The 12,274-nt window shown below is 71.5% G+C and carries 9 protein-coding genes; 3 read left to right on the forward strand and 6 right to left on the reverse strand.

What is annotated here, in order from left to right:
• Positions 1–44 precede the first annotated feature (44 nt).
• The 5 genes from SSQG_RS03445 to SSQG_RS03465 all read right to left on the reverse strand — a co-directional run bounded on the left by SSQG_RS03445 (position 45) and on the right by SSQG_RS03465 (position 5,922).
• Positions 45–1,112 (reverse strand): LacI family DNA-binding transcriptional regulator, encoded by a 1,068-nt coding sequence (locus tag SSQG_RS03445; protein ID WP_244299037.1) that lies wholly within the window; start codon positions 1,110–1,112, stop codon positions 45–47.
• Between the two features lie 31 nt (positions 1,113–1,143).
• Complete coding sequence (locus SSQG_RS03450; protein WP_003988306.1) at positions 1,144–2,793, reverse strand: extracellular solute-binding protein; 1,650 nt, start codon at positions 2,791–2,793, stop codon at positions 1,144–1,146.
• 17 nt (positions 2,794–2,810) lie between these two features.
• Positions 2,811–3,698, reverse strand: coding sequence for a carbohydrate ABC transporter permease (locus tag SSQG_RS03455; RefSeq protein ID WP_003988307.1), 888 nt, complete (start codon positions 3,696–3,698; stop codon positions 2,811–2,813).
• A complete protein-coding gene (locus SSQG_RS03460; RefSeq protein ID WP_039931865.1) occupies positions 3,695–4,549 on the reverse strand; it encodes an ABC transporter permease in 855 nt (284 codons plus the stop codon). Before SSQG_RS03460 ends, SSQG_RS03455 begins: the two co-directional genes overlap by 4 nt.
• Before the next feature lie 236 nt (positions 4,550–4,785).
• Positions 4,786–5,922 carry a CaiB/BaiF CoA transferase family protein gene (locus SSQG_RS03465; protein ID WP_003988309.1) on the reverse strand — a complete coding sequence of 379 codons (1,137 nt, stop codon included), beginning with the start codon at positions 5,920–5,922 and terminating at the stop codon, positions 4,786–4,788.
• A 147-nt stretch (positions 5,923–6,069) separates the two neighbouring features.
• Here SSQG_RS03465 and SSQG_RS03470 point away from each other — a divergent pair, with 147 nt between their 5' ends.
• The 3 genes from SSQG_RS03470 (at position 6,070) to SSQG_RS03480 (ending at position 10,264) form a co-directional block, all read left to right on the forward strand.
• Entirely contained in the window at positions 6,070–7,176 is a 1,107-nt protein-coding gene (locus SSQG_RS03470; protein ID WP_039931867.1) for a GDSL-type esterase/lipase family protein, read from the forward strand.
• 109 nt (positions 7,177–7,285) lie between these two features.
• Entirely contained in the window at positions 7,286–8,917 is a 1,632-nt protein-coding gene (locus SSQG_RS03475; protein ID WP_003988311.1) for a cellulase family glycosylhydrolase, read from the forward strand.
• Positions 8,918–9,136: 219 nt separating this feature from the next.
• Positions 9,137–10,264 carry an acyltransferase family protein gene (locus SSQG_RS03480; protein ID WP_039931869.1) on the forward strand — a complete coding sequence of 376 codons (1,128 nt, stop codon included), beginning with the start codon at positions 9,137–9,139 and terminating at the stop codon, positions 10,262–10,264.
• 10 nt (positions 10,265–10,274) lie between these two features.
• Here the strand turns inward: SSQG_RS03480 and SSQG_RS03485 are convergent.
• Positions 10,275–12,274, reverse strand: a 2,000-nt coding sequence (locus tag SSQG_RS03485) for an alpha-galactosidase (protein ID WP_003988314.1), incomplete at its 5' end; no start/stop codon positions are given.

Raw genomic sequence — 12,274 nt, forward strand, 5'->3', positions numbered from 1 at the left:
GCGACACGTGCGGCGCGCTCATGCGGGTGCGGTTCCTCCGTCGGTCACAGGGCGCGCCCGGGCGGGGGCGCGCCGACGCTCTCGCGTACGACGATGTGGGTGCCGAGCAGGTGGTGGGCCCCGGCGGCGTGCTCGGGGTCGCGCAGCGCGATGCGCACGGCGGCGCGGCCGAGTTCCTCGGCGGGGGTGCGGACGGTGGTGAGCGGCGGGTTGAAGTCCTCGGCGAGCGGGATGTCGTTGTAGCCGACGACGGAGATGTCATCGGGGACACGCCGTCCGGCATCGGCGATGGCGCGCAGGGCGCCGGCGGCGACCATGTCGTCACCGGCGAACACGGCCGTGAACTCGTCCGTCCTCTTGAGGAGTTCGGTCATCGCACGGTGGCCGGCGGCCCGGCCGAGTCCGCAGTCGACGACGTGCGCGGCCTCGGGCGGCAGTCCGTGGTCGGCGAGGGCGGCCCGGTAACCGGCGACGCGGGCGTCCAGGGCGGTGTTGCCGGGCAGTCCGCCGAGGAAGACGATCCGGCGGTGCCCGGCCGAGAGCAGGTGGGCGGTGACGGCGCGGGCCCCGGCCTCGTTGTCGAACTCGACGACGAGCGCGGGGATCTCCGGGCCGGGCGCGGGCCGTCCGCAGAGCACGAGCCGGGCTCCGGAGGAGTCCAGGGCATGGGCGTAGTGGGCGACGCGCTCACGGTAGGCCTCGTCCTCGACTACTCCGCCGACGAGGATCACCAGCCGTGCCCCCTCCTCCCGCATGAGCTGCACGAACTCCATCTCGCGCTGGGCGTCCCCGCCCGTGGCACCGACCACGCAGAGCCAGCCGCGGTCGGCGGCCTCCGCCTCCACGCCCTCGGCGACCTGGGCGTAGAAGGGGCTGGTGACCTGGCGGACCACCACGGCGGCCATCTTGCGGCCGCCGCCGACCAGGGCGCGGGCGTGGGCGTTGGCCACGTAGTCGAGGTCGCGGGCCGCCCGCAGCACCCGGGCCCGGGTCGCGGGAGGCACCGGGTGGTTGCCGCTGAGCGCGCGGGAGGCGGTGGCCGTGGACACACCCGCCCGCTCGGCCACCTCGCGGATCGTGACCCGTCCCTTGGACACCATGTCGTTCCCCATCCCCCGCTTCTCCTCTTCCGCCCACCGCTGTTCAGGTGTTGGCCGCGTGGTCCTCGGCGTATTCCTCGGCCATTCTGTCGCCGCCGCGGCTCCGCCACTTCTTCACCGCCGCGTCCCACTCCGACATCGGCAGACGTCCGGCGATGATCCCGGTGACGGTGTCGTCGAGGAACGTCTTGAGGGTGGCGCCCTGGGAGTTGTTCGTCGCGGACTGCAGCCCGAACGAGGCGTTGCGGACGGCGTGCGGTACGACCTTCCGCTGCCAGGCGTGCAATGCGCGTACGGCGTCGGGCATGCCGGGCACGAACAGCACCTGGGGCCCCTCGGCGAGGTACTTCACCGGCAGATTGGTGTTGTTCTCCACCTCGCCGAGCTTGGTGTACTCGGGTGAGCCGTCCTTGGCCCGGGTGAAGTGGACGCCCTCGACGCCGTAGTGGACGAGTTCCCACTCCTCGCTGCCGAAGGGCGCGGCGAGGTAGTCGAGGATGCGCAGCAGCAGTTCGACGCGCTCCTTCTTCGCCTGCTTCAGAACGGTGTAGCCGAAGGAGCGGCGGGCGGCGACGGTTCCGCCGGGCTCGCCGCCGACGCTGTACGGGAGGGCGGCCGCCGGGACCATCTTGCCCTTGGACTCACGGTACTTGGGCAGGTAGGCGCCGAACCCGTCCTGCATGGAAGCGACGGAGCCGTTGTAGTAGAGGGTCGTCAGGTCGATCTGGGAGATGGATGTGGCGTCGGGGTGGTAGGAGCCGTTCTTGCGCAGCTGCGCCTGGAAGGCGATCGACGCCTTGTACCGCTCGTCGGCCGCCGCCGGGAGGAAGGTGCCGTCGTCGGTGACGGCCCAGCCCTGGGGCGCGTTGTGGGCGGCGGAGTGGAAGGCGTTGCCGAACAGGGACCCGTTGGCGGCGCCGAGCATGTACGTCCTGCCGCGGGTGCCCCGCCGCGCCACGGACGTGAAGTCCTCGGCGGTCCAGCCGTCCTTCATGCCCGCGTCGGCGAACATGTCCTGGTTGATCCAGAGGGTCGAACCGGGCAGTGGCCGTTCGAGGGGGATGCCGTAGACGCGCCCGCCGATCCGGCCCATGTCGCGCCAGGCGTGGGTGGGGATGTTGGCGAGGTTCGGGTAGTCGGCGATCGCGTCGCCGGACAGGTACGGCGTGAGGTCCTGGGCGCGGCGCTGCACGAACTGTGCCTCGCGGGGCAGGGTGAAGCCGGAGAAAATGTTGATGATGTCGGGCAGGGCGTCGGCGTCGCCGGCCATGACCGTCGCCATCTTCTTCTGGTAGTCGGCCTGGGAGATGACCGTGTACTCGATCTTCACGCCGAGGGCCTTCTCGACGGCCGCCCAGAACCGGTTCTGCGAGGCGGACTTGGGTGGTGTGCCGAAGGACACGGTCATGACGCGGACGGTGGAGCCGTCGCCCGGGGTGCGGGAGACGGACTTGACCAGGTCGGAGGGGTAGGACGTGTATCCGGCCTGGACGCCCTCCTCGGTGGGGGCGAGGTCCGGCTTCGGGCCGGTGGCGGGACGGTACGCGGGCCAGGGGGCGAGTTTCTTCCCCGCGTTGGAGACGTCGCCGTCGCCGGAACCGGAGGAGCAGGCGGTCAGCAGGGCGGGGGCACAGACGGCGGCGCCGCCGGCCGCCATGGAGCGCAGGAGGGTGCGTCGGGACATGCGGGGCATGGATGAACCACCTCGTGTCAGCTCTTGATGGCGCCGGTGAGCACGCCCTTGGTGAAGTACTTCTGCAGGAAGGGATAGACGAGCAGGATCGGCACGGTGGCGATCACGAGCACCGCCATCTGCACGGTCTGCGGGGCGGTGACGGTGGCCTCGCCGGTGGTCGCGTCGGTGAGTCCGGCACCGGCCACCACATAGGTGCGGAGCACCTGCTGGAGCGGCCAGTGGTCGCTCTCCAGGTACAGCGAGGCGTAGAACCAGGAGTTCCAGTAGGCGACCGCGTAGAACAGGCCGACGACGGCGAGCGCGGCCTTGGACAGCGGCAGCACCACCGACACCAGCACCCGCCAGTCCCCCGCCCCGTCCAGCCGGGCGGCCTCGTACAGCTCCTCGGGGATCGACTGGAAGAAGCCGCGCAGCACGACCAGGTTGAACACGTTGACCAGGACGGGCAGCACGAGCGAGGCGTAGGAGTCGAGCAGGCCGAGTTCCTTCACGAGCAGGAAGCTCGGGATCATGCCGGGCGGGAAGAGGAACGTGAACAGCACCAGCAGCAGGACGGGTTTGCCGCCGAGGACGCCGGGGCGGGACAGCGCGTAGGCCAGGGTCACCGTGCAGGCGAGGCTGAGCAGGGTGCCCACGATCGTCACCCCGGCGCTCACGCCGAGGGCGTGGGTGACGATGCCGCCGTCGAGGATGTCGCGGTAGGCGTCGAGCGTGGGGTCGCCGGGCCACAGCACCCAGCCGCCGTTGTCGACGACCTCCTGGGTGGAGGCCAGCGAGGTCGACACGATCACCAGGAACGGCACGCAGACCAGCAGCACGACCGTGGCCAGCGCGAGCGCCTTCGCGGTCTGGGTGAGCGGCCGGGGTTTCTCCATCCAGCCGGGACGGGCGGATGCGCTCATCGGTAGACCCCCTGTTCGCCGAGACGGTGGGCGGCCTTGTTGGCCACGTAGACGAGCAGGGCGCCGACGAGCCCCTTGAACAGGCCCGCGGCGGCGGCGAATCCGTAGTCGCCGCCGACGATGCCCTGGTAGTAGACGAACGTGTCGATGACCTCGGCGGTCTCCGGGCCGACCGCGTCGCGTTGCAGGAGCATCTGCTCGAACCCGACGGAGAGGATGTCGCCGAGCCGCATGATGAGCAGCAGCACGATCACCGGGCGGATGGCGGGCAGGGTGACGTGCCAGAAGCGGCGCCAGGGCCCGGCACCGTCGATGGCCGCGGCCTCGTACTGCTGCTCGTCGACCTGGGCGAGCGCGGCGAGGAAGATGATCGTGCCCCAGCCGGCGTCCTTCCAGATGACCTGGGCGACGACGAGCGGCTCGAAGGCGTCCGGGTTGCCGATGATGTCGACGGTGTGCAGACCGGCTCCGCTCAGGCCGCTGTTGAGCAGGCCGGTGTCCCCGAGCACCTGCTGGAAGAGCGCGACGACGATCACCCACGAGATGAAGTGCGGCAGGTACGCCACCGACTGCACGAACCGGCGCACCGAACTCCAGGTGAGGGTGTGCAGCAGCAGGGCGAGGCCGAGCGGCACCGGGAAGTAGAAGACCAGCTGGAGGACGGCGATCCAGAGGGTGTTGAGGACCGAGTCCCAGAAGGCCGCGTCCTCGAACATGCGCCGGAAGTTGCCGAGCCCCACCCAGGGGCTGCCCCACAGGCCGTCGAACGGCACGTACTCCTTGAACGCGATGACGTTGCCGGCGAGCGCGCCGTAGTGGAACAGCAGGAAGTAGGCGACGCCGGGCAGCATGAGCAGGAACAGTGAACGGCTCTGAAAACCTTTACGCCCGCGCTGCGAGCCGCCAGGGTGCCGCGATTCAGAACTGACCCCCTCCGTACCTGCTCGTTCCCGTAAGGCAGTTGCCACGGCTCCCCCTCACCTCGGCGTGTCCGGTGAAGGGAAGTTAAAACGCTTTCACTGCACGGTCAACACCTCTGGCACAGCACGGAGTTCACGGACGAGGACCTCTTCCCTGGCGGGGAGCTCTACTCGGGTTCGCCGAAAACCTCTGCGGTGTGCTCCCCGAGAGCGGGCGGCGGCAGGTGGTAGCGCGTCGGTGACTCGCTCAGCGCGAAGGGGCCCGCCACCTGCCGGGCGTCCGTCCCGGGCACCGTGACGACGCCCGGAAGCCCCAGCCGGCCGGCGAACGCGAAGGCCTCGTCGAGTGAGTTGACTGGGCCGGCCGGCACTCCCGCGGCCAGCAGGGCGGCGGACCAGTGGTCGGCCCCCGCCGTGCACAGTCGTTCGCCGAGTGCCTTCCGCAGCTCCGCACGGTGGGCCACTCGTTCCGGATTCGTACGGAACCGGACGTCGTCCGCGAGCTCCGGACGGCCGAGGACCGCGGCCAGCGCCGCGAACTGGGCGTCGTTGCCGACCGCGAGGGCGAGCGGCCGATCGGCCGTGGGGAAGGTCTCGTACGGGGCGATGCTCGGGTGGGCGTTGCCCATCCGCCCCGGTACGACTCCCGCGACGGCGTAGGCCGAGGCCTGGTTCACCATGGCCGAGAGCAACGAGCTGAGCAGGTTCACCTCGACGCGCTGCCCCCGGCCGGTCGTCTCCCGGTGCCGCAGAGCCGCCATGATGCCGAGCGCCGCGTGCAGACCCGTGATCACGTCGACCAGGGCCACGCCCGCCTTCATCGGTTCACCGTCCGGCTCGCCGGTGACGCTCATGAGTCCGCCGACCGCCTGGACGAGGAGGTCGTAGCCGGGGATCGCGGCCCCCTCGCCGGCGCCGAAACCGCTGATCGAGCAGTAGACCAGGCCGGGGTGACGGGCCTTCAGGTCCTCGTATCCGAGCCCGAGCCGTTCCATCGTGCCGGGCCGGAAGTTCTCCAGCAGCACGTCCGACTCGGCGACGAGGGCACGGGCCCGCTCCCGGTCGGCCTCCGCCGACAGGTCCAGGGCGACGGAGCGCTTGTTGCGGTTGACGCCCAGGAAGTACGTGGAGGTGCCGTGCTCGTCGGCCGGCGGACGCCATTGCCGGGTCTCGTCACCCGTCCCCGGGCGCTCGACCTTCACCACGTCGGCGCCGAGATCGGCGAGCAGCATGGTCGCGTACGGTCCGGCGAGAACTCGCGAGAAGTCCGCGATGCGCAGCCCGTGCAGGGCGCCACGCTCCATGTCCACGCCTGCCTCCAGGTGATCGTCACTGATCGTCGTTCGGGCCCCGGGCATCAGCCTCTCATCACCACGCCTCTTGACGCGTCAATGACAACAGTGGCTTGATGTGGTGGGAGCGCTCCCACGTCATCCAGGGAAGGGACCACCATGCGCAGAACCCGCCGCCCGTCCCCGCACTTACGGATCCTCCCGGCACTCGGCCTCCTGGCCGCCCTGCTCCTCCCCCTCGGCGTCACGCTCGCCCCCATGGCCGCGGCGGCTCCGGCCGCGGACCCCGTCCGCATCATGCCGCTCGGCGACTCGATCACCGGTTCGCCGGGCTGCTGGCGTGCGGTGTTGTGGAACCGGCTGGTGAACGGCGGGTACACCGGCATCGACTTCGTCGGCACCCTCCCCCCGCAGGGCTGCGGGCAGGCGCACGACGGCGACAACGAGGGGCACGGCGGTGAGCTGGTGACCAACGTGGCCGACCAGAACCTGCTGCCGGGGAGGCTCGCCGCCACCCGTCCGGACATCGTTGTCATGCACTTCGGCACGAACGACGTGTGGAGCGGCATCGCCCCGGACCGCATCCTCGCCGCGTACACGAAGCTCGTGACGCAGATGAGGGCGTCCGATCCGGCCATGCGGATCCTCGTCGCCCAGCTCATCCCCATGAACCCGAGCAGTTGCACGGCCTGTGCGCAGCGCGTCGTCGACTTCAACGCGCGGATTCCCGACTGGGCCCGGGCGACCGGCACGGAGCGCTCCCCCGTCACGGTGGTCGACCAGTGGACGGGCTTCAGCACCGCCACCGACACCTACGACGGTGTGCATCCGAACGCCTCCGGCGACGACAAGATCGCCGCGCGCTGGTACCCGGCCCTGGCGGCAGCCCTCGACGCGGGCGTCCCACAGGACCCGGGTGACCCGGGGGACCCGGGGGAACCCGCCGCCTGCACCGCGCGCTTCCGGGCCGTCTCCAGCTGGCAGGGCGGCTACCAGGGTGAGGTGACGGTGACGAACACGTCCGCGTCCGCCGCCTCGGGCTGGACCGCGACCGTCGTACCGGCGAACGGCGCGCGCCTCACCCAGCTCTGGAACGGCACGCTCACGGCGGCCGCCGACGGCACGGCCACCGTCACGAACGCGGCATGGAACGGCGCCCTCGCACCCGGCGCGAGCGCCACGTTCGGCTTCGTAGCCTCCGCCCCGGCAACGGCGGGCGCCCCGGCGGCGACCGTCACGTGCACGGCGAAGACGCCCACCGGCTGACACCCGGCGCGGCGGGCCGGGACCCGCCCGGCGACCACTCGCCACCTGCCCCACGGACCGGACGCACCTCCGTACAGGCCCCACCCCTACCCCCACCTCTGGAGCCGCCATGAGACCCCGCACCACCTCCACCCCACGTGTGGCCACCGTGGCCGTCGCCCTCCTCGGCCTGCTGCTCTCCTTCCTCTCCCTCGGCACACCGGCACACGCGGCAGCCACCGGCTTCCGGATCGAGAACGGCCGGCTGCTGGAAGCCTCCGGGAACGACTTCGTGATGCGCGGCGTCAACCACGCCCACACCTGGTACCCGGGCGAGACGCAGTCACTGGCCGACATCAAGGCAATGGGCGCCAACACCGTGCGCGTCGTCCTCTCCGACGGACACCGCTGGACCAAGAACAGCGCGCAGGACGTGGCGGGTGTCATCTCCCAGTGCAAGGCCAACCGGCTCATCTGCGTGCTGGAGGTGCACGACACGACCGGCTATGGAGAGGAGGCCGCCGCCGGGACCCTCGACCACGCGGCCGACTACTGGATCGGTCTGAAAGAGGTGCTCGCCGGCCAGGAGGACTACGTCATCATCAACATCGGCAACGAGCCCTGGGGCAACACGAATCCCGCGGGCTGGACCGATCCCACCATCGCCGCCGTCAAGAAACTGCGGGGCGCCGGGTTCACACACACGATCATGGTGGACGCACCCAACTGGGGCCAGGACTGGCAGGGCGTCATGCGCGCCAACGCCCAGTCCGTCTACAAGGCCGACTCCACCGGCAACCTGATCTTCTCGATCCACATGTACAGCGTCTACGACACCGCCCAGGAGGTCACCGACTACCTGAACGCCTTCGTCAACGCGAAACTGCCCATCCTCATCGGCGAGTTCGGAGGCCCGGCCGACCAGTACGGCGACCCGGACGAGGACACCATGATGGCCGTCGCCCAGCAGCTGAGGCTCGGCTACCTGGCCTGGTCCTGGAGCGGCAACACCGACCCGGTCCTCGACCTGGCGATCGACTTCGACCGCACACGGCTCAGCTCCTGGGGCGAGCGCGTCTTCCACGGCGCCAACGGCATCGCCGCCACCGCGAAGGAAGCCACCGTCTACTCCTCGGGCGGCGGCGACACCACTCCCCCGACCGCCCCCGGCGCACCGAGCGCCTCCGGGGTGACCTCCTCGTCCGTCAGCCTGAAGTGGGCGGCCTCGACGGACGCGACCGGCGTGACCGGCTACGACGTGGTGCGGATCAGCGGCGGCACCGAGACGGCCGTGACCTCCACGACCACCACGACCGCCACCCTCACCGGCCTGTCCCCCGCCACCTCCTACACCTTCGCGGTCTACGCCCGCGACGCCGCCGGCAACCGTTCGCCCCGCTCGGCGACGGTGACGGTGACGACGTCCTCCGGCGGATCACCGTCGTCCTGCGGCGTCGGTTACCGGGTGACGAGCAGCTGGCCCGGCGGCTTCCAGGGCGAGATCGTCCTCCGCAACACCGGCACCTCGGCGATCAACGGCTGGACGCTGCGCTGGACCTTCCCCGACAGCCAGCGCATCACCAACCTCTGGGGCGGTACGGCCACGCAGAGCGGCTCCGAGGTGAGCGTCACCTCCGCCCCGTACACCGCGACGATCCCGGCGGCGGGCTCGGTCACCCTCGGCTTCACGGCCGGCCGGGCTGCCACGAACCCCAGCCCGACGGCCTTCACCCTCAACGGCGCCGCCTGCTCGGTGAGCTGACCGCGCCCCGAGCGACGATGCCGCCGCGCTCCGCGCCCTCCGGGCCCGGCGGCATCGTCGCCTCCGGTGTGATCCGCGCTACATCCACCCTGGAAAGCGGTTTACACCACTCCGCAGTGGTCAGGCGGCGGAGATGTCGCACCGGCACCCCACAGCCGTATCTCCGGCAAGACGCGTAGCCACCCGCCCCGGTTCCCCACACTGTGCGCGGGGGGCCTGATGAGCGAGGACACACTGCGCATGCGCGCGGTGTCGACCGGCGGGACCGAGCGGAAGGAGCCGCCCGCGACGGCCGCCGCGCCGAAGCCGGCCGGCCGGCGTGACGCGTTCTTCGACAACGCCAAGTACCTGGCGATCGTGCTGGTGGCCATGGGGCACTCCTGGGAGCCGCTGCGGGACGGCAGCCGGGCGGCCTCCGCGCTCTACATGGTCGTGTACACCTTCCACATGCCGGCGTTCATCATCATCTCCGGCTACTTCTCGCGTTCCTTCGACGCGAGCCCGGGGCGGATCAGGCGTCTGATCACCGGACTGGCCGTGCCGTACGTCGTCTTCGAGACGGCGTACACCCTCTTCACCCGGTGGACCGACCAGGAGCCCGACCGGCCGGTCAGCCTGCTGGATCCCCTGTACCTGACCTGGTTCCTGGCGGCGCTGTTCATCTGGCGGCTGACCACGCCGATCTGGCAGCGCGTGCGGTGGCCGCTGCCGCTCGCCCTGGTCATCGCGATGCTGGCGACGCTCTCACCGTCCATCGGCAACGACCTCGACCTGCAACGCACCCTGCAGTTCCTGCCGTACTTCGTCGTCGGCCTGTACCTGAAGCCGGAGCACTTCCAGCTGGTACGCCGCCGCGCGGCTCGGATCCTGGCCGTGCCGGTCTTCGCCGGCGCGCTCCTCGTGGCCTACTGGGCGGTGCCGCGGATGACCGGCGCCTGGTTCTACCACCGCGACAGCGCCGAGGAACTCGCGGCGCCCGCCTGGTACGGGCCCGTGATGGCGCTGGTGACCTTCGGCTGCTCGCTGGTGCTGGTGGCCTGCTTCCTGGCATGGGTGCCGGGCCGCCGGATGTGGTTCACCGCGTTGGGCGCGGGGACGCTGTACGGCTATCTGCTGCACGGCTTCGTCGCCCAGGGGTCCAAGTTCTGGGGCTGGTACGAGCCCGCGTGGGTCCACCGGCCGATGGGCGAGATCCTGGTGACGGTGGTCGCCGGGGCGCTCGTGACCGCGCTGTGCACCCCGCCGGTGCGGCGGCTGTTCCGCCCGGTGATGGAGCCGGAGATGGCGTGGGCGTTCCGCCGGGACGCGCGCGACCGGGGGCGGGAGCGGAACGCCGTACGCGCCTGACGAGGGGCGCCTACCCGTCGTCCCGCGTGAGCCGGATCAGCAGGACGCCGGGGGTGCGCGGCACTGTCACCGTCAGCGCGTCCCCGTCCCACACCGCCCGGCCTGCATCCGCCGACGTCGGGTGCAGGACCTCCGCGCGGACGGTCCGGCCCGCCAGGTGCCGGACGGGGACGCGCTGTTCGGCGGGTCCGCCGCGGCGCCAGACCGAGACGTACGCCGTGCGGTCGCCGGGGACCCGCAGGCCCAGTGCCAGCCACTCGTCCGTCCAGCCGGGCAGGCCGAGCGGCCAGAACGGCAGGGCCCGCGCGAGGTCCGCCCGGATCGACTTGTAGACGCCCACCGCGTCCCGTACGAGGGCCAGCTGGTGTTCGGGCATGTGGTTCAGATGGCCGGAGAGGTGGATGCGGCCGAGGAGTGCCCCGCCGAGGGTCGTGGTGATCAGGTCGTCGTCGAACTCCGGCTGGGGGTAGGCCCAGACGGCACCCTGCTCGGGCGGGACCGCCGTCGGCGCGGCGGCGGCGATGGGCGGGTAGCGCAGCGGGTCCTGCTGGTCGCTGGTGGACTGGAGCTGGGAGACGGCCAGGGTGGCGCCGTCCATGCGCATGCCGCCCGAGGCGCAGTTCTCGACGACCAGGCCGGGGTGACGGTCCAGGACACCGGACAGCCAGTCCAGGTAGGCATGGGCGTGGCCGAGGAGCCCCGCCCCGGGTGCCAGGTCGCCGGGGGCCTGGGTGCCCGGGTCGACCACGATGTTGTAGTCCAGCTTGAGGTAGCCCACGCCCCAGTCGCCGACGATCCGGTCGACCGTCTTGTCGAGGTGGGCGCGGGCGGCCGGGTGCCGCAGGTCGAGCTGGTGACGGCCCTGTTCGGTCAGGCGCGTGCCGTCGCGCTGGAAGAACGCCTCGGGCGGCAGCTCGTCCGCGACAGGGCTGCGTACCCCGACGACCTCCGGCTCCAGCCACAGCCCGGGCACCATCCCGCGCTCCCGGATGCGGTCCAGGACGGCCTGGATGCCGCCGTCGGGGAAGCGGCGCGGCGAGGGCTGCCAGGCGCCGACGCTGTCCCACCAGCCCCGGGTGTCGTCGTCGTACCAGCCCGAGTCGATGCAGAAGTACTCCGCGCCCGCGTCGGCGGCGGCGTCGATCAGCGGGAGCAGTTTGGCCGTGGTCGGGTCGCCCATGAGGGTGTTCATGTAGTCGTTGAAGACGACGGGGAGGGCGGTGTGGTCCGGGTGCGGGCGGCGCACCGCCCGGCGGTAGGAGGTCAGGGCGCCCATCGCCTCGTCGAGGCCGGAGCCGAGGGCCAGGGCCCCGGGGACGGTGGTGCACTCCTCGCCCGGTTCGAGGCGGATCCGCCACTGGTGTTCCGCGTCCGTGGGGCCGTTCAGTGCCAGGTACGTGCCCTGGGCGCGTTCGCCGAGGTCCCAGCGCCAGCCGGCCGGGGACTCGATCTGCCAGACCCAGGCCCGATCACCGTCCCGCGCGGTCAGCGCGCCCATGGCGAGGTGCCCGTCGGTGGGCCAGCTGCCGCGTCCGGTGAGGGTGAGCGCGGCGCGGCTGTCGTGCTCGTGGACGGCCACGTGGATGTCGGCGACGGCGGCGCGAAGCGGCTCGGTGTACCAGCGGCATTCGGCGAGCCAGTCGTTGCGGGCGCGGTGGACGTCGAGGGCGTCCGGGGCGGGCAGGCCGCCGAGCAGGAGGCTGCTGACGGACTGGACGACCAGGGGGCCCCGTCCGTCGTTGCGGAGCCGGACGCGGGAGCGCAGGACGGGCAGTCCGGTGGGTGAGGTGAGTTCGGCGAACGCCGTCAGCCCGGTGCCCGGGTCGTGGAGTTCGACGGTGAGCCGTTCCCAGCCGTCGCGTCTGCCCGTGCGGTGGGACCGGTAGGCGAGCCGGGTGCAGAAGGCGGTGCCGGTGAAGCGGAGGCCGGACCAGCCGCTGCCGTGGCCGAGCGCGGTGAGTTCCACGAGCGGGAGGGCGGACTCCCCGGTGGCGTCGCTGTCGTCGGACC

The organism is Streptomyces viridochromogenes DSM 40736, assembly GCF_000158955.1.
Lineage (GTDB): Bacteria > Actinomycetota > Actinomycetes > Streptomycetales > Streptomycetaceae > Streptomyces > Streptomyces venetus.